This window comes from Paenibacillus liaoningensis, from assembly GCF_059609455.1.
Genome location: NZ_JCAALU010000002.1, coordinates 22,664 through 40,957, shown reverse-complemented (window position 1 = coordinate 40,957; position 18,294 = coordinate 22,664). Strand labels below are relative to the sequence as shown.

General features: G+C 48.7%; 19 protein-coding genes. 17 read left to right on the top strand and 2 right to left on the bottom strand.

The features are described 5' to 3' along the window. Positions 1–27: 27 nt before the first annotated feature. The 16 genes from AC6B99_RS02765 to AC6B99_RS02690 all read left to right on the top strand — a co-directional run bounded on the left by AC6B99_RS02765 (position 28) and on the right by AC6B99_RS02690 (position 16,471). Positions 28–489, top strand: a complete 462-nt coding sequence (locus tag AC6B99_RS02765; RefSeq protein ID WP_496662708.1) for a hypothetical protein — start codon at positions 28–30, stop codon at positions 487–489. Between the two features lie 53 nt (positions 490–542). Beyond that, a complete protein-coding gene (locus AC6B99_RS02760; protein WP_496662707.1) occupies positions 543–1,721 on the top strand; it encodes a transglutaminase domain-containing protein in 1,179 nt (392 codons plus the stop codon). A gap of 18 nt (positions 1,722–1,739) precedes the next feature. Further along, positions 1,740–3,803 (top strand): peptidoglycan D,D-transpeptidase FtsI family protein, encoded by a 2,064-nt coding sequence (locus tag AC6B99_RS02755; protein ID WP_056039246.1) that lies wholly within the window; start codon positions 1,740–1,742, stop codon positions 3,801–3,803. 196 nt (positions 3,804–3,999) lie between these two features. Further along, positions 4,000–4,968 (top strand): metal ABC transporter solute-binding protein, Zn/Mn family, encoded by a 969-nt coding sequence (locus AC6B99_RS02750; RefSeq protein ID WP_046228565.1) that lies wholly within the window; start codon positions 4,000–4,002, stop codon positions 4,966–4,968. A 28-nt stretch (positions 4,969–4,996) separates the two neighbouring features. Then, a complete protein-coding gene (locus tag AC6B99_RS02745; RefSeq protein ID WP_056039250.1) occupies positions 4,997–5,776 on the top strand; it encodes a metal ABC transporter ATP-binding protein in 780 nt (259 codons plus the stop codon). 7 nt (positions 5,777–5,783) lie between these two features. Then, positions 5,784–6,722 (top strand): metal ABC transporter permease, encoded by a 939-nt coding sequence (locus AC6B99_RS02740; protein WP_056039253.1) that lies wholly within the window; start codon positions 5,784–5,786, stop codon positions 6,720–6,722. Next, on the top strand, positions 6,719–7,591 hold the full coding sequence (locus AC6B99_RS02735) for a metal ABC transporter permease (RefSeq protein WP_046228568.1): 873 nt from the start codon (positions 6,719–6,721) through the stop codon (positions 7,589–7,591). Before AC6B99_RS02740 ends, AC6B99_RS02735 begins: the two co-directional genes overlap by 4 nt. A gap of 188 nt (positions 7,592–7,779) precedes the next feature. Further along, positions 7,780–8,532: a Cof-type HAD-IIB family hydrolase gene (locus tag AC6B99_RS02730; protein ID WP_056039255.1), complete on the top strand. Its 753-nt coding sequence runs from the start codon at positions 7,780–7,782 to the stop codon at positions 8,530–8,532. A 7-nt stretch (positions 8,533–8,539) separates the two neighbouring features. Then, positions 8,540–9,022 carry a DUF456 domain-containing protein gene (locus AC6B99_RS02725; RefSeq protein ID WP_496662706.1) on the top strand — a complete coding sequence of 161 codons (483 nt, stop codon included), beginning with the start codon at positions 8,540–8,542 and terminating at the stop codon, positions 9,020–9,022. A gap of 329 nt (positions 9,023–9,351) precedes the next feature. Continuing rightward, positions 9,352–10,074: a ThuA domain-containing protein gene (locus AC6B99_RS02720; RefSeq protein ID WP_056039263.1), complete on the top strand. Its 723-nt coding sequence runs from the start codon at positions 9,352–9,354 to the stop codon at positions 10,072–10,074. Between the two features lie 34 nt (positions 10,075–10,108). After that, positions 10,109–11,770, top strand: coding sequence for an oligosaccharide flippase family protein (locus AC6B99_RS02715; protein WP_494859657.1), 1,662 nt, complete (start codon positions 10,109–10,111; stop codon positions 11,768–11,770). A gap of 97 nt (positions 11,771–11,867) precedes the next feature. Then, the gene (locus AC6B99_RS02710) at positions 11,868–13,466 is read left to right on the top strand and encodes a copper amine oxidase N-terminal domain-containing protein (protein ID WP_496662705.1); all 1,599 of its coding nucleotides are present in this window, start codon (positions 11,868–11,870) and stop codon (positions 13,464–13,466) included. Between the two features lie 17 nt (positions 13,467–13,483). Then, the gene (locus AC6B99_RS02705) at positions 13,484–13,834 is read left to right on the top strand and encodes a thioredoxin domain-containing protein (protein ID WP_494859661.1); all 351 of its coding nucleotides are present in this window, start codon (positions 13,484–13,486) and stop codon (positions 13,832–13,834) included. Positions 13,835–14,001: 167 nt separating this feature from the next. Next, on the top strand, positions 14,002–14,928 hold the full coding sequence (locus tag AC6B99_RS02700; protein ID WP_056039274.1) for a COX15/CtaA family protein: 927 nt from the start codon (positions 14,002–14,004) through the stop codon (positions 14,926–14,928). Positions 14,929–14,953: 25 nt separating this feature from the next. Then, positions 14,954–15,661, top strand: a complete 708-nt coding sequence (locus tag AC6B99_RS02695; protein ID WP_056039277.1) for a Cthe_2314 family HEPN domain-containing protein — start codon at positions 14,954–14,956, stop codon at positions 15,659–15,661. Between the two features lie 36 nt (positions 15,662–15,697). Further along, positions 15,698–16,471: an SDR family oxidoreductase gene (locus tag AC6B99_RS02690; protein WP_494859748.1), complete on the top strand. Its 774-nt coding sequence runs from the start codon at positions 15,698–15,700 to the stop codon at positions 16,469–16,471. 123 nt (positions 16,472–16,594) lie between these two features. On the opposite strand, the gene AC6B99_RS02685 is transcribed toward AC6B99_RS02690, so the two are convergent. Further along, the gene (locus AC6B99_RS02685; RefSeq protein WP_046228577.1) at positions 16,595–16,840 is read right to left on the bottom strand and encodes a NifU family protein; all 246 of its coding nucleotides are present in this window, start codon (positions 16,838–16,840) and stop codon (positions 16,595–16,597) included. Positions 16,841–16,925: 85 nt separating this feature from the next. On the opposite strand from AC6B99_RS02685, the gene AC6B99_RS02680 reads away from it, so the two are divergent. Then, on the top strand, positions 16,926–17,198 hold the full coding sequence (locus AC6B99_RS02680) for a YuzB family protein (protein WP_056039283.1): 273 nt from the start codon (positions 16,926–16,928) through the stop codon (positions 17,196–17,198). Here the strand turns inward: AC6B99_RS02680 and AC6B99_RS02675 are convergent. Further along, a complete protein-coding gene (locus AC6B99_RS02675; protein ID WP_056039286.1) occupies positions 17,195–18,262 on the bottom strand; it encodes an NAD(P)/FAD-dependent oxidoreductase in 1,068 nt (355 codons plus the stop codon). The genes AC6B99_RS02680 and AC6B99_RS02675 overlap by 4 nt on opposite strands. Between the last annotated feature and the right edge of the window lie 32 nt (positions 18,263–18,294).

Below are 18,294 nucleotides of genomic sequence, written 5' to 3'. Positions count from 1 at the left end.
CCGCACGTTATAATAGGAGGGGTCAGGTTGGAGTTTTTGGATTTTTCAAGTTATGATTGGAATACTTGGAGCGATTTTCTGAAGGACCATTGGTTTGTGCTTGCTATTGCCCTTGTTGTGCTGCTGCTTGTTATCCGTATCGTCAAAACCGTTGTGAAATGGGCTTTAGTCGCCGTCATTGTGTTTGGCGTTATCGTCTACAGCGGGTATACGATGGAGGATTTGAAGGCATTTGGCACAAAGCTGGAGGAAACAACGGGAAGCCTTAAGCAGGAAGCGATTTCGGCTATGATCGGCGAAGCGAAGAACGCCAAGTTTACGACAAATGAAGACGGCTCCTATGCGGTCGCTACAGATAGCGTAGCACTGACTGGCGTGCCGGGAACGAATGAGGTTTCCGTATCTTACCGCGGTAATGACTTGTTTAAACTGCAAATTGACGAGACGATTCAATCGATTATTGATCAAGCCAAACAAAACAAACAATAAGCACTTTTACTATAAATAAAGTTTTTGAGCAATGAATGAGGGGGATTATCGGAATGACGGAATGGATTCAGACAGGCGGCAAAATCATGATGGAGCCTGTCACTGCTGCCGTTCTCCTGGTGCTTCTCGTCTCGCTCATTCAGGGTTTGATTAGAGGCGCATCGGGATCGGCGAGGCGTCTTTTCTTTTTTGTGTGGGAAAGCATCGTCATCGTGGCTTGTCTTGTCCTCGCGTCGCATTGGGCGGGAAAGCTTTCTCCAGTCGCAGCTGATATGCTGAGGAAGCATGTCATCGTCCCTAGCAGAGCGATGGGGTCAATTGAGCAGGTTTGGTACACGTTGATAACGAGTATAAGGGATTTTGCGCTGCTGCGTTATGTCGTGCTGTTTTTGTTCATTTATTTGCTGCTGCGAGTAGCTGCCTCCGGGCTGAACCCGTTGTTTGAGCTCATGTTTAGGCGAAGGGTTCACCTAGACGGGGACGGGCAGCAGCAGGAGCGGCGAATGGCGCTTCCTAGGCAGCGGGCGGCAAGCCGCGTTTTTGGAGCTGTGTTAGGAGGCATCCATGGCGCAGGCCGTGCCTTCATAATCATTGGCGTCCTGTTCGTGTATGTGTCCTTGCTGCCTAATGGCGTTGGCGCACAGACGATTAAGCAATCGCCTCTGTATACGCAGGCAGCAGTGCTGCTTGAGCCGGTGGCGGGCGATATGCTAGCTGGACGCGGGCCTGTTTTAGCCGAGGCGATGCAGGCGGAATTCCAAAATATTTTACAGCGAAAATACGAAGTGATCGATTATGCCATTCCTGCAGACATTGAGCAGGCGGCGGTACAGGTCGTCAAGGATGCAGCGACCGATGAGGAGAAGGCAAGAGCGCTGTATGCGTGGCTAGGTACGCGAATTGCTTATGATTGGGACAAGGCCCGCAATTACGAGGAACAGGGCATTTGGCAGGAGCAATCTCCGCAAAACACATTTGATACGAGAAAAGGTGTTTGCATTGATGTTGCGAGATTGTATGACATGATGGCGCGAGCGGTAGACGTCGAGGTACGGGTCGTAACGGGGCTTGGCGCAGATGGGAAGGGCGGCTTCGGCCCCCATGCATGGAATGAAGTGTTGATCAACGGGAAATGGCTGCCGCTGGATGCCACTTGGGCTTCTTCGCGCGATTGGTTTAATTCGCCGGATTTTGACCAGACGCATATTCGGGATAAGCAGCTGAGTATTTAATTCATAATTGAGGTGAGCATGTTGACGGATGATCCACAGAAAAGGGAAATTAATAATAAACGCCATTTCTCCTTTCGCCTGAACTTATTTTTCTTTATCGTCTTCGGTTTGTTCAGCGTATTGATTATTCAATTGGCTATTTTGCAGTTTGTTGAAGGACCGACGCTTAGTGCGGCGGGCAGCAAGAAAAGCACACGCAATGTGAAAATCGCGCCGATTCGCGGCAATATTTATGACTCCGAAGGGAAAGCCATTGCGTATTCGACTTCGACGCAGTCGCTTTATTTCAGCATTCCGCCGAATTATAAAACGGCTGACTTGGAGAAGATGGCTAGAGAAGAAGCGGCAAATCTCGTTGAAATTTTTGATAAGTATGGAGATCCTGAGCTTAAGATGACGGTTGATGATGTCATCAAACAGATGGATTTAGGGTTTAAGCTTAATAATATTTCAACACCGAGAAGGATCAAATCTGGTCTTACAAATGACGAAATTGCTTATTTTCTTGGTAATCGAAGCAAATTTGTTGGAATCGACATTATGGAAGAAAGCGTGCGTCATTATAGCCAAGACACGACAGCCGTACAGCTTGTTGGTTACTTAAAGAAATTTAAGGGCGGTGTGCGAGAGAACTTTAGCTTCTATGCAGATAAGGCCAAAGAAACAGAGCCAGAATTGCAGTATTTGGAAGACGAAGAGGTTGGCGTGGACGGATTGGAAATGCTGTATCAGGATGCGCTCCGTGGTAAAAACGGATTAAAAAGCTATCCGGTCAATAATCAGGAGGTTATTGTAGGTCCTGTACAAATTACCAATCCGCAGAAAGGCGATGACCTATATCTGACGATTAATCGTGGTGTTCAGCAGACGACGGAGCAGGCGATTACAGATCAAATCAAAAAGATCAGTACATCTTCCTTATCCGCTGAACGGGCGTCGTATGCAAAAATAGGTTTTGCAGTTGCTATTGAAGTCGATACAGGTAAAGTTATTGCAATGGCCAGTATGCCCGATTATGATCCGAACATTTGGTCAGGAGGAAGAATAAATCAAGAGGATTATGACAATATAAAAAATGTTGTAAATAACGGTACGATTACTGAAGTATATCCGAAGTATGATTCTGATGAAGAACGAGCCAAACATCCTTCTTCTCTTGTTCCTCTTGGTTCTACTATGAAACCACTCTCAGTTCTAATTGGGTTGAATGAAGGCTTGTTTAAGACGACAGATGTTTATAACGATACAGGTGTTTTTAAGTTTGGTAAAGCTGGTCATGAAGTGCCTATTATAAATGCTGGTGGTCACGTCTATGGGGCCCTTGATCCAGCAAGAGCAATTGAGAAATCTTCAAATCCATTTATGGCAGCTATGGTTGGTAGCAGGTTGAATCAGAAATATCCAGGAGCTGAAGGTGTAGATATCTGGGATAAATATATGAAAGAATTTGGTCTTGGGGTTTCTACTGAGAGCGGACTTTACATGGAGAAAAAAGGTGTTGTCGACTACTATCATGAACTGGAAACAGCGAGTGCGCAATCTGCTCTTATTCGTGCATCATTTGGACAACAGGCACGCTATACGACTTTACAATTAGCTGTGTATGCTTCTATGCTTGCTAATCACGGAAAACGGTTGAAACCGCAATTTGTCAATGAGATCAAAGATTCTGCTGGAAACGTTGTTCAATCCTTCACTCCTGAAGTTTTGAACACAGTAGATTTTCCAGAAGAATATTGGAAAGAGATCGAGACTGGTATGGGGAAAGTAGGCGTTCAGGGATTTGATGGGGTAAGTTACACGTTTAATCGGAAAACAGGTACTGCCCAGTCTGATGTAAAAGGCAGAAGAGCAGATAACGGTATATTTATCGCTTATGCTCCAGCAGATAAGCCTAAGCTTGCGGTAGCGGTTGTTATGCCAGATGGCGGCTTTGGAGGCTGGTCAGCAGCGCCGGTTGCCCGTAAAATTTTTGATGCCTATGATTATGAAGTTGGTCTGAACGGCACTCCTGGAAAGGCAAAGGATGTCGCGGCTTCGACCGAGACAGATGCTGCCGGAACGGAAACAACGGTGCAATAATCGAGATTAATAGCTTATTTTAAAAGACTTTTTCAACAGCGCTGCTGGGGAAAAGGTCTTTTTTTAAAAAAAAATGTTGCACTAGAGAAACTTTTTTGTATAATATAAACAAAGAGGCGCTTAGCTAACTTACATTCGCATAGGCAAAATAAAATCAAATCAATTAAAACAATTAGATGGATAGGAGATTGAAAGCATGAAGAAGCAGCGTAAAATGAATTCGGCATTAAAGAGGTTAATTATGACGTTAATGTTTTTGGCTTTATCGGCAGTTGTACTGGCAGGGTGCGCAAGCGGCGGTGGCAGCGAGACGGCAAGTGGAGATGGGAAATTAAAAATCACGGCGACGACCGGAATGATCGCTAATGTGGCGGCAGAGGTTGGAGGAGACGACGTAGTTGTAACAGGACTTATGGGGTCAGGCATTGACCCGCATTTATACAAAGCATCCCAAGGCGATGTGAAGAAGCTGGATGAAGCGGATATTATTTTTTATAACGGCTTGCACTTGGAGGGGAAAATGGGAGAGATGTTCGAGAAGCTGGAGAAGCAAAAGCCAACGGTTGCGGTATCCTCGCAAATTCCAGAGTCGGAGCTGCATGGCAATCCAAGCGGCGATTCGACATCGCATGATCCGCATATCTGGTTTAATGTAAAGCTGTGGATGTCTGCAACCGAGGTTATGCGCGATACGCTAGTGGAGAAGGACCCAGCGAACGAGGCGGCCTACAAGGAACGGGCGGAGGCTTACCTGGCGAAGCTTGAGGAGCTTGACCAATATGCCCGTGAGCAAATCGCAACGATTCCTGAAAAGGGAAGAATTCTCGTAACGGCGCATGACGCCTTCGGATATTTCGGCGCAGCTTATGGCCTAGAGGTCACAGGCCTACAGGGAATGAATACGATGTCTGAGTATGGGTCGAAAGATGTGAGCGAGCTGAGGGATTTTCTCGTTGAGAAACAAATCAAAGCGGTCTTCATCGAATCCAGCGTTCCGCGCAAATCCATCGATTCCGTTATCGAGGGTGCTCGTCAATTGGGACATGAAGTGACGATTGGCGGCGAATTGTTCTCCGACGCCATGGGCGATCCGGGAACGGAAGAAGGTACTTATATCGGTATGGTCAAACATAACGTAGATACAATTGTAAATGCACTCAAATAACAAGACGCAGTGAGAGGCGATGGCTACTATGAAAAATCATTTGAAAACGGCAGCTCCTTTGACCATTGAAGGCTTAAGCGTAGCTTACCAGAAAAAACCGGTGCTGCGCGGCGTATCTTTCTCCATAGAGGAAGGAGAGCTGATTGGCGTAATCGGGCCGAACGGAGCGGGCAAGTCCACGCTCATGAAAGCGGCGCTCGGCCTCATTCCTCGCCTCAGCGGGGAAGTGCTGATCTATGGCAAGCCGTACCGCCAGCAGCGCAGGCTGATCGGATATGTGCCGCAGCGCGAGTCGGTCGATTGGGATTTCCCGACGAATGCGCTGGATGTGGTCATGATGGGCCGTTACGGCCATCTGGGCCTGTTCGGCCGCCCTGGAGTGAAGGAGCGCAGGCTTGCGATGGAATGTTTGGCGAAGGTCGGCATGGCGGATTTCGCCACAAGGCAAATCAGCCAGCTGTCCGGCGGCCAGCAGCAGCGGGTATTTCTGGCGCGGGCGCTTGTGCAGGACGCCAAGCTGTATTTCATGGATGAGCCATTTGCAGGCGTCGATGCTGCAACCGAGAAAGCGATTATTACTTTGCTCCAAGAGCTGAAACGGCAGGGCAAGACCGTTATCGTCGTTCATCATGATTTGGCGACGGTCGAGGAATATTTTGACTCCGTGCTGCTGCTTAATGTAGAGCTTCAGGCATACGGCAAAACCGAGCAAGTATTTACACAGCAAATGCTCCAGCAAACCTATGGCGGGCGGCTTGCCTTTCTTGAGCGTGGCGGAAATGCCCGGCTTGCTGTCACGAAAGGGTGAGGCTGAGATGGAAACGTTGTGGAGACTGATTCAAGATCCGAATATGCAGTGGATTTTTCTAAGCTGTACGCTGCTTGGCTTAAGCAGTGGCGTCATCGGCTGCTTCTCTTATTTGCGCAAGCAAAGCTTGATGGGCGATACGCTTGCCCATGCGGCACTGCCCGGCATTTGTATTGCTTTTATGCTGACAGGCACAAAATCACTGCTGTTTTTTCTGCTTGGAGCAGGGGCAGCTGGCCTTGTCGCGACGTTCGGCATCGGCTGGATTACGCGAAATTCGCGGATTAAGCATGATGCGGCAATGGGGATTGTGCTATCCAGCTTTTTCGGCTTCGGTATCGTATTATTAACGATTATTCAGCATGGCGAATATGGCAATCAATCAGGACTGGATAAGTTTTTATTTGGTCAGGCGGCCGCGATGGTTGGCTCCGATGTACTTACGATGTCGATTGTGAGCTTATCGCTCATCGCGGTCTGTACGTTATTTTTCAAGCAATTCAAGCTTGTATCATTCGATCCCGGCTTTGCGCGCGGACTTGGCTATCCGGTTGCTTTAATCGAGCAATTGCTTATGTTTTTGATGGTCGTGGCTGTAGTAGTGGGCATTCAAGCGGTCGGTGTTGTGCTAGTGGCCGCGCTGATTATTACACCGGCGGTGTCGGCTCGTTATTGGACGGATAAGCTTGGCTTCATGGTTGTCATCTCTGGCGTGTTCGGCGCTTTAAGCGGCGGAATCGGCACGATTATTAGCTCGCTTGGCTCGAATTTGCCAACGGGCCCGCTGACGGTGCTTGCGGCAACGGCATTATTTCTTATTTCGATTTTGTTTGGCCCTCGTAGAGGATTGCTCGCGAAACGGATGCTGCGGCTCAAGGTTGCACGGAGCATCCATGAGGAGCAGGGACATAAGGAGCGGCAGCTAGAAGGGGGAGCGACGCTATGAGCGATTTTTGGATACTGCTAACGGGCTCGCTTGTCGCCAGCTGCTGCGGCATATTGGGGGCTTTTCTCGTTTTGCGAAAAATGGCGATGATCGGCGATGCGATTAGCCACTCGGTTATGCCGGGTATCGTTATTGCTTTTCTGATCAGCGGCTCACGGGATTCGCTCGTCATGATGCTGGCTGCTATGGCCTGCGGCTTGCTCGCTGTGTTCCTTATTCAGCTGTTTCAGCAAAGCGGCATTCAATCGGATGCCTCCATTGGTGTTGTATTTACCGCGATGTTTGCTACCGGGGTGCTGCTGGTGAGCTTGTATGCCCGCCAGGTGCATCTCGATCAGGATGCGATTTTATATGGTGAAATTGCCTATGTGCATTGGAATACGTGGACGCTGAACGGCGTCAGTATGGGGCCGATAGCAGTATGGCTGCTTGGCATTACGTTAACGGTCATTTTAGTCGTCATTGGGCTGTTCTATAAGCAGTTCAAATTATGCGCCTTTGATCCTGCGCTTGCGGCAGCTTGCGGCATTCCCGTTGCCTTGTTCCATTATTTATTGATGGGACTCGTGTCGATGGCGACGGTCAGCTCCTTCGAGAGCGTAGGGGCTATCCTCGTTGTCGGGCTGCTGGTTATTCCTGCTGCGACCGCTTATTTATTAACGGAACGGCTGAGCGTCATGATCGCCATGAGCGCAGGTGTGGGCATTGCCAGCACGTTCATTGGATATGGCGTGGCGACTGTGCTCGATGCCTCGATTGCAGGCTGTATCGTTAGTGCTGCCGGTGTGCTGTTCATCTTGGCACTGCTGTTCTCGCCTAGCCATGGCGTCATCTGGAAAAAATGGCGTTTGCGCCGTTTAGCACAGTAGTACGCGATATGCGAACTTTTCTGAAGCTGCGTTTAAAAACGCAGCGGGGATGAAGGTCAACCGGAATTTTGCGGTTGGCCTTTATTTTTTTGAAGTGGAGCAGGATCGTTTGGCTTACGCTTAAAATATGATAAAATGGCTGTATTGCATCAAGATATGATGTTATGCAGCAAATGCAGGAGGTAACGATGGCAGATTATAAATTAGTAGCACTCGATATGGATGGGACGCTGCTGAATGAACTGAGTGAAATTAGCGATGAAAATGCTTTGTGGATTAGAAAGGCGCTTGATGCGGGTATAACGGTCAGCTTCTCGACGGGACGCGGCTTCCGCAGCGCCTTGCCGTTTGCTGAGCAATTACAGCTTGAAACGCCGATGATTACGGTAAATGGTGGAGAGATCTGGAAGAAGCCGCATGTGCTGCACCGCAGAGCGCTGCTTGATCCAGATTATGTGCAAAGGCTGCATAAAATTGCCCAAAAGCACGCAGGCACCTGGTTTTGGGCGTACAGCACGAAGGACATTTATAATTTGGAAAAATGGATTACGCCAGCGGATGATTATGAAGCTCATCATTGGCTCAAATTCGGTTACTACACCGAAGATGATGTCGTGCTTAAGAAGATTTACGAGGAAGTCAGCGAGTGGGATGCGCTTGAAATTACGAACTCCTCCACGAGCAACTGGGAGATGAATCCGAAAGGCATTACGAAAGCAAGCGCGCTGAGCGAGCTTTGTGAAGTTATGGGCATCGAAATGTCACAGGTCGTTGCGGTTGGCGACAGCTTGAACGACATCGCAGCTATTCGCGATGCTGGTCTTGGCGTGGCAATGGGCAATGCCCAAGATGCAGTTAAGGAAGCAGCTGACGTCATTACATTGTCGAATAATGAGCATGGCGTTGCCGAAATTATTAAGAAATACGTATTGAAGGGATGAAAACAGCTTGGACATCTTAGGCTGGTCGCTCGTTATTATTTTATTTATTGTCGGCATGGCGGGTACGGTTTATCCGATTTTGCCGGGGGCGCTTGCCATTTACGCCGCTTTTTTTGCGTACGGGCTGTGCATTACGTTTGAGCCGTTCGGCTGGGTCTTTTGGACGCTGCAGACGCTCATCGTCGTTGCCTTGTTCGTAGCGGATTATGCGGTCAGCGCCTGGGGCGTCAAGCGATATGGCGGCTCCAAAGCCTCTATAATCGGCAGCACCATCGGCCTTATTTTGGGACCATTCGTTATTCCAGCATTCGGTCTAATTATCGGTCCGTTCGTGGGCGCGGTTATCGGCGAGCTGTTCGTCGTTCAGGAATGGAAGCATGTAACGAAGGTCGGCATCGGCTCGCTGGTCGGGCTGCTGTCGAGCGTTGTGGTGAAGGTTATTTTGCAATTCATCATGATTGTGCTCTTTATTGTTTGGCTGGTTGTTTAAAGGGCGATTGATGAAAATAGTGCTGCGCTGCGTAAAAGATTTGGTTTTCGATCGCTGTTGCCCCAGAAATTTTGAATATATCCGCTCAGCGGTATAATTTCTGGGGCAAAGGCGAACGCTCCGCTTCTCAAATCCAAACCTTTTACTCCGCTCCGCCCTTTTCATCAACAACCTTCACTCAAAACAGCTCGGACAATCCTTCGCTGTTTTAAGGGGGAAATCAAAAACTTTAAAAGATCGTACAAAAGACAAAACCATAAACTATTAAGATAAACATGGTCAACAACGTTTTGAAATCGTTTTATTATAATTGGGGGAGCTGACAATCAATGATTAAGGTGACGGTCTGGAATGAGTTTTTGCATGAGAAGGTGCACGAAGAGGTGCAGCGCATTTATCCGGATGGGATACATAACGCTCTGGCAGCCGGCATCGCCACCGATTCATTTGAAATCGCTACGGCTACACTCGATCAGCCAGAACACGGGCTGACCGAAGAACGCCTGAACAACACAGATGTCCTGATCTGGTGGGGACATATGGGCCATGATCAAGTCGATGATGCGATTGTTGAACGTGTGCATGGGCGGGTCATGCAAGGCATGGGACTCATTGTTTTGCATTCCGGCCATTTTTCGAAAATTTTCAAAAAATTGATGGGCACTACCTGTGATCTGAAATGGCGCGAAGCAGGCGAGAAAGAACGTATCTGGACCGTGAGTCCAGCCCATCCGATTGCCGCTGGATTGCCTGAGTACATTACCATCGAGCATGAGGAAATGTACGGCGAGCATTTCGATATTCCCGCACCGGATGAGCTCATCTTCTTGAGCTGGTTCGAGGGCGGCGAGGTGTTCCGCAGCGGCTGCACCTTCTATCGCGGCCAAGGAAAGATTTTTTACTTCCGTCCCGGTCATGAAACGCATCCGACGTATTACAATGAACAAGTGCTCCAAGTGATCAAAAATGCGGTTCATTGGGCGAAGCCCTCAAACGCCGGTGTACCATTCCGTGGCAATCACCAGCCGCTTGAACCGATCGTGAAACCATAATCCTGCATTCGAAAGAAAGAGAGACATACCTGCTATGAAGAAAGATTCACTTATTAAAGGAACGCTGATTTTAGCTATGGCTGCGCTGGTTGCCCGTATGCTCGGTATTTTCCAGCGTGTGCCGCTGGAGCATATGCTGAGCAAAGAAGGCTTGGCGAGCTTTACCGTCTCCAACAATTTATATTTAACTTTACTTATTGTAGCAACAGGCGGTATCCCAAGCGCCATTAGCAAAATGGTATCCGAGCGTTACGCGCTCGGCCGCCAGCAGGAAGCGCAGCGCATTTATAAGGCGGCGCTTTTGTTCGGTTTGGTAACAGGACTCATCTTGTCTACGTTGTTGTATGTTTTTGCAGAGCAGCTGGCCGTTTCTCAAGATTTGCCTGACGCGGTATTTGCTATTCGGGCGATCGCGCCAACGCTGCTCCTATTTCCTCTAATCGCCATGATGCGTGGTTATTTTCAAGGCCGGCAGCTGATGATGGCGGGCGGGCTCTCGCAAATTATGGAGCAAATTATGCGCGTTGTGGTCGGCGTCGGCCTGGCGATTCTCGTACTCGCCTGGGGCTGGGGAGATCAGCTGGCAGCAGCAGCAGCGTCCTTCGGCAACTTTTTTGGTGCGATAGGTGCTATTCTGGTCATGGTGTGGTACGCAGTCAAGCTGCGCCGGACCGACAAGCTGGAAATGGATACATGGCCAGCGGAGAGCGAAGCTGCAAAAACGATCGCTTTACAAAAAGCGGAAGCGTCCCGTATTCCTTTTCGCGCCATTTACCGGGAAATATTTTCAATTTCAATCCCGATTGTCGTTACCGCTATAACGGTACAACTCATTTATATGGTTGATAATTACCTGCTCATGAAATTGAGAGCGGGAGTTTACAGCTATGATCAGGCAATCGAGATATTGGCGGATTTTGGGGGAAAAGCGCAATCCATTGCCGGCATTCCACCGATTTTGGCGATAGCGCTAAGCACTTCGATTATTCCGGTTATATCTTCTGCCTTTTCCGTGCGAAATATGTCAGAGGTGAATCGCCAAACGTCGCTCGTTATGCGTATTGTGCTGTTTACCGGCATTCCAGCAGCGCTGACGCTTGCGGTTCTGGCCTATTCAGTTACAGGGCTGCTGTTCACAGGACCGCAAGGCAGCGGCATTGTGGCGGCATTGACAGCGGGTACGATCTTCCAGGCGACGATGATGATTAGCAACTCGGTATTGTCGGGGCTTGGCAGGCCGCGGTTAGCGATGTATAACACCTTAATTGGCATTGGACTCAAGCTGGTGGCCAGCTTCGTATTGGCTCCGATATTCGGTATTTACGGGCTTATTGCTGCATCAACGCTTTGTTTTATTTTTATTACTTGGTTTAATTTGCAATCGATTCGCACCTATGTGCAATTCAACGTGCTCGGTCGCCGCTGGATGCCTTATATCGCTGCCGTACTCCTTTCCATGGCAGCAGGCTGGGGAGTGGACAAAGGACTCAGATGGCTGTTAGAAGGCTCTGAGCTGCCGGCTAGGCTGGCCTATCTGATTTCTCTCATTGTGGCGGGCGTCGTAATTGGCGGTTTGTATTTGGGTCTGCTTATCTTGCTGCGCGTCGTGACAGCGGAAGATGTGAAAACATTCCCAGGACCGCTTCGCAAGCTGTTTGCCAAGCTGTTCAGGCTGACTGGCCGCGCTGCGGTGTAAAACGTAAGTTTCCATACATTTACATGGGTCCTAGGCTCCTGTACAATGAAGAGGAATTTATTCATTTTTATTTTGTTGGCGAGAGGGGTCACGTACATTGAAAAAGCTGGGGAGCATAAAAAAAGGGGGCGCCCTGCTGCTGGCATTGGTGCTTGTGTTTGTCGCAGGCTGTCAGGCTATTAGCGGTGTCGATCTAAATAAGGCGATTACGAACTCGCTTAAGGTTACTTCTTATGAGGGCGAGCAGACGTTGTCTCTGCAATTGAATTTGAGCGAGGAAGACCTTGAATACATGGACGAAGATGAATTGGCGATTATGAAATTGATCAACAGCGCAAAGCTTGAGCTTACAAACATCAAGGTACAGGACGACACACATGTATCTTACAGCGGTAAGCTTCTGCTGGCTGACACGATTTCCATTGGCTTTTCACTCAAAATGTCCGATACAACGGCGGTCGTAGAAATTGAAGGGGCGAAGCAGCCCTTTGCTCTGGATATGAGTGAAGCCGGCTTGCCTTCGTTAATGGGCGTTTCCGGCGCGATTGGACAGTCCGTAACGGGTGGTCCGGCAGACGCTTCGCTCGTAGAGCTGGGCAAAGAAGTGATCGATGCCATAAGCGGCTATTTTATTAATAATTTGCCTAATCCCGATCAAATTTCTGTAAATGCGGTGCAGGAATCGATTAATGGCCAATCGGTATCCTTGATGAAAGTTCATACGGAGCTGGATGGTCCGGCTATTTGGACTTGGATTAAAAAATATGTCGATGTTCTCGTAAACGATCGTGCGGGACTGGACAATATGGTTAAAGGCTTCGTTGAAGTGCTTTCCAGTCATCCAGAAGTATGGGAAGCGATCGGAGAAGTAAATCCTTTTGACCAACCGGTTGTGCTTGATGGCCCTACACAAGAGGATACGATTAAAGAAATGGCAGACAGCCTTGCAGAAGAGCTTGCATACTTGCAGGAGGAGCTGCAAGCGTTGGAGGAAGAGGAGGACGGCTATTTCCTGGAATCTTTCTTCAACAAGAATACATCGCTCAAGACAGATGTTTATGTGGACAGCAAGCTGGACATTCGCAAGCAAGTAGTCGAGGCAACCATTACGCTTGGCGATATCGAGCCTGAGTCGCAAATGAGCATCGTCATTCGCTCCGAAAGCCAAAAATGGAATGTGAACGAAGCGGTGAAGGCGGAAGCTCCAGTCGTGAGCAACAATGCCATTAATTTGGATGATATGTACGACCTGAACGGCTACGAAACGCTGCAATGGTTTGACAAAAGCTCATATGCTTATGATCTGCTCAAAAATACGTTCCATGTAGGTGTCCAGACGGCTACGTTATATACACAGGATTATGGCAATCCGCCGATCATAACCCCTACGAATATTACGCTTGTGCCTTTGCGCGATGTGGCGGAGCAGCTTGGAGCTACGATTTCTTACAACAAGAAGACGAAGCAGCTGACGCTATTTGACAAGGCGACTGATACGACGATTACAGTGAAAAATGGCAGCGATACCGCCATTGTGAATGGCAAGTCGGTGAAATGGTCGTATCCGGCAACTACGGTAAGAGGTGCGGTTTATGTTCCTGCCCGCAACCTTGCAAAGTCGCTTGGCGCATCTTTGAAATGGGAATCTTATTATGATACAGAGAAATATTTAGTCATTGAACGTGAAGTTGGATAAGAAGGAGGAAGGAACAAATGATTAAATTAACGACTGATGCTTCCTTTCGGGAAGCTGTACAGGCCGATGAATTGACGGTTATCGTATTCAAAACAACTTGGTGCAAAGACTGCCATTACATTGAGCCGTTTATGCCGGAGCTTGAACAGCAATATGCGGGCAAAGCTGTTTTTTATGAAATCGACCGCGATGATTTGCCGGATCTGTCCTCCGAGCTGAACATTCTCGGCATTCCAAGCTTCCTTGCTTTTCGCAAAGGCCAGGAAGTTGTGCGGTTCGTCAATAAGCTTCGGAAGTCGCGTGAGGAGATCGAACAGTTTGTCGATCGCGCCTTGCAAGTAAGCGATGCTTTGGCGGAAAACCAATAAGCACAATTTGCAAAGTCCGTGCGGCGCCGTCGCACGGATTTTTTTATGGTCACAGAAGCATCATAATTAGAGCTTTGATGGACAAGTGTCACATTTTCAACATGGCTTTTGGCATATTTTATGGCTATAATGAGTGGTAATTCAAACGAAAAAAGGTGATTGTACGAATGGTTTCAAGCCGTTTTCGCAAATTTTCAGTTGCAACATCTGTAGGCATGCTTATCATACTGCTGAACGGTGCACTGGTGACGAACATGGAGGCTGGCAGAGGCTGTGGAGATGACTGGCCATTATGCCATGGGAAATTTATACCTGCTTATACATTAGAATCGCTTATCGAATACACGCACAGGCTTACAACGGGTATTGAAGGAATTTTGGTCGTGGGCATGTTTATTGCATCGTTTCTTTTGTTTAAACGCGACAAAATCGCCTTCAAGCAGCCGCTCGTTTTCGCAAGCAGCTCCTTGTTTTTCACCATCCTGCAAGCTTTGATGGGCGCTGCTGCTGTCAAATGGCCGCAATCGCCATGGGTAATGGCGATTCATTTTGGCATATCGCTTATGGCATTCGCCTCGACGCTGCTGCTCGTCTTTTGGGCATATCGCAATCGTGATGGACAAGCAGTCGAGTTTTCAGTGCCAAGATCGTTTTTTCCACGGCTCTTGGGGCTAGCGGTATACATTTATGTTGTTATTTATTTAGGCGCTTATATTCGTCATACGGATTCCGGTGGCGGCTGTCTGGACTGGCCGCTTTGCAACGGGAAAGTCATTCCTGATTTTGAAGGTGCCGAGACGATCGTATTCATCCATCGGATAGGTGCAGTTATATTGTCTCTTGCAATTGCTGGCGTATTCGTGCACATTCGCAGGAAAAGCGGAGCAAATAAGGGACTTGCACCAATGGCTAAGCTTGCGCTCATTCTCGTGCTGACGCAAGTGTTAAGCGGGGCTCTGCTCACATTGACGATTACAAATTCAAACTGGTTTGTTTTTACAAATTTATTGCATAATCTCATTGTTAGTGCACTATTCGGCGTTATAATGGATATGTTGGTGCGTTCTTGGAGGCTGCGGGAAGGCGCTAGATAGCCAGGGGAAGGGACGGAGGCACACGATGTTGCGATTTCTGTTTGACGAGCCAGAGCGGGCATTAGAGGGACGACACGGTGAGACGGTGCGTTTAATGGAGCAGTTTATATCGCAGCTTCAGGGCAAGGTAGAGGCGGGCAAGGATGTGGATCATAAGCTTCGGACGTATGAGATATGGACGCGCGGTTTGATTTCTTCCTTGAATGAGCTGGAGCAAAGCCATTATGCAACCATTCGCTTCAAGCAGAAAATCAAATCCAGCTCAGTCAGCCAAATGCAATCTGATGAGTACCTTATGTATCAGCGTTATGTTTATTTTGACAAAAATGCTTTCATTCGCGTATTTGCTTTGCTCGATAAAATAGGCATTTTGCTCAACGATTTGCTCGCCATGAAGACAGAGCGGATTAAACCGCATTTTTCCTATTTTACGGTGCTGCGGAATATGCGGGATCGCGGTGTCCATCGGACGCTGACAGGTGGACTTGATGAGGTCAAAGGCTTAACGCAGGAGCCAATGGCCCGCCTGAGGAAACGGCGCAATGCCGAAATCCATTATATGAATTCTGAAATGCTCGATGATCTTGTTCAAAGCCATAAAGGCTATGGACTCGAAGTAAAGCTTGAAAACATCATGGCGCAGTCACAGGACCTGGCGGCTGGAGTAGCAATGGTGACCGACACATTATATCTTACGTTCCAGTACGCTTGCGGTTATATACGAAAAAGATAGTCGATTCGTAATCGCAAGGAGGAAGCACAATTGGAGTTGAACGGGAAAACGGCGCTTGTCACAGGAAGCGCCAAAGGGCTTGGCAAAAGAACCGCATTGCAGCTTGCGCAGCAGGGAAGTCATATCGTCATTAATTATTTTAAGAGCGAACAGGAAGCCCAGCAAACGAAAAAAGAGATCGAACAACTCGGCGTAAGCGCTACCATTGTGCAGGCGGATCTTTCAACGCCGGAAGGCGCGACGAAGCTGGCCGATGAAGCGGCAAGCTGGAGAGGCGGCATTGATATTTTGGTCAACAATGCGGGACCGTTTGTTAGGGAGCGGCGGCTGTTTGCCGATTATGATTTTGCCGCTATATCGGACATGCTTAACAGCAATTTGCTCAGCGTTATGCTGCTCGATCATAAGCTGCTTTCAGGCATGCGCAGCCGTGGCTGGGGAAGGATCATTCATTTCGGCTTTGGACACGCGGGTGAAGCACGGTCATGGCCCCACCGAGCAGTATATGCGGCAGCCAAAACCGGACTCGTCTCCTTTACGAAATCGCTTGCCGTTGAAGAAGCTGCTCATGGCATTACCGTCAACATGATTGGGCCTGGCGATATTCGCGGAGCGAACAAGGAACGGACGATTGCAGAGGTCGAAGGCCAGGAGGATGAGGAATCGCCGCTTGGCAGACCCGGAACAGGGGAAGATGTTGCACGGGTGATCACCTTTCTATGCGAACGGCGGTCGGATTTTTTAACGGGGAATATTATTAATGTGACGGGCGGATTTGATCCGATTCGACCTAATATTAAAGGACTGTGAATAAAATAGATGCAAGTGCTTGCCCGCAGCTGAATAGAACATGAATAGTACATGCAAAGAACGAAAGCCCGGTTGTCCTCTGAGGACACCGGGCTTTCGCTATAGCTTTGCTTTAGTGTACGCTTAGAATACTTGAACGACTTCGACTACGCCCTCAACCTCTTCAAGCAGTGCGCGCTCAATACCAGCTTTCAGCGTGATGGTGGAGCTTGGGCAGCTGCCGCATGCACCCATCAGGCGAAGCTTAATGATGCCGTCCTCAACGTCTACGAGCTCAACGTCTCCTCCATCGCGCTGCAGGAACGGACGCAATTTATCCAGTACGTCCAATACTTCATCGTACATTGTGCTTTGTGCTTGTTCACTCATTGCAATCATCTCCTTTCTGTCTTATTATAGTACAAAGTCGTGCAATTGAAAATGGATACCTACAGCAAGGTAAGGTGTAAAGCTTATGTTTAAGACAATGATTGAATATTGTACAAGCAATGCCCACCATGGAACCGTGGACATTATGCAGAAATTTGAGCAAGAAGATCTCTACGAAATTACAGAATATGGCTGTCTCGGCAACTGCGGCGAATGCTACTTAAAGCCGTTTGCCCTCGTCGAGGGGGAAATTGTCGCCGCCGATACCATTGATGAATTATATGGCAAAATTCATGAAGCTATTATTCGCCAAGAGACCGATCGTGACGCACTAGACAAGCTGCTGGACGATCTTTAACCGAAGTGCCGCTTGGACCGCCATAAAATGCCGCTTTTTACGAGGCGTGGTACACGGCCCATAAGCGGTGTGCCGCCCATAATGCCGAAGCCGCTCTTTTTGCCGAGCGAACCGAGAACGCCCTTGAGCTTGATTTTGCCAAGCCGGGGCGTTTTGTCATGCCAAATGGCCTGCATCACTTCAGCAATTTGTTTGCCTTGCGCGCCAGCCGCCTGTCCGCTTGGGGAGAAGGGCAGTGCAGCACAATCTCCGACAATGAATACGCCGCTGTGGGAAGGGAGCTGATGATGCTCATCGATAATCAGCCTTCCTTGATTATCCTTCGGCAAATCCAGGCGCTGTACGATCGGCACCGGCTGAATGCCTGCTGTCCATACTGTTACATCGCTCAGCAGCGGCTTGCTGGAATTGTGGTCGTGCAGGACGCCCTGCTCAAGCTTGGAAAGGGACACATTGCCGAGCATTTCCACTTCATGGCCTTTAAACCATTCCGCGACGAACAATTGCAGCTTGCCTGGGAAAGCGGACATGACGCCTGCACCGCGGTCAATAATGCGAATGTTCAAATCGGGACGGCTCTCGCGCAGCTCGGCAGCTACTTCAACGCCGCTGAGTCCGCCGCCTACGATTGACACCTGTCCGTAAGGCTTGACGTCATTAAGCTGCTGATACGTTTTGCGTGCCGCAGAAAACGTTTGAATGCTCGTAGAGAACGTCTCTGCTCCTTCAATGCCATGGTATTTGTCCGTACAGCCAAGGCCAATGACGAGCCAATCGTAGGAGATCGGGTCTTGCTGCTCCAGATAAACCAGCTTATTTTCAAGATCAAGATTGTCAACTTCGCCATATACGGTACTGACTCGCGAGTCCACCGGGAACTTGACGCGCAGCTCAAGGTCGGACACGGTACCGGCAGCTAGAGCATAATATTCTGTCTTCAGGCCTTGGAACGGCATGCGGTCAATAAGAACGATAGACACATCCAGTGGAATATGCTTCTCGATCAGTTCTTCAACAATGGCGAGGCCGCCGTAGCCGCCTCCTAAAATAACTAATTTTCTCATTTACGCCTCAACCCCGCATTATTATTAATCTG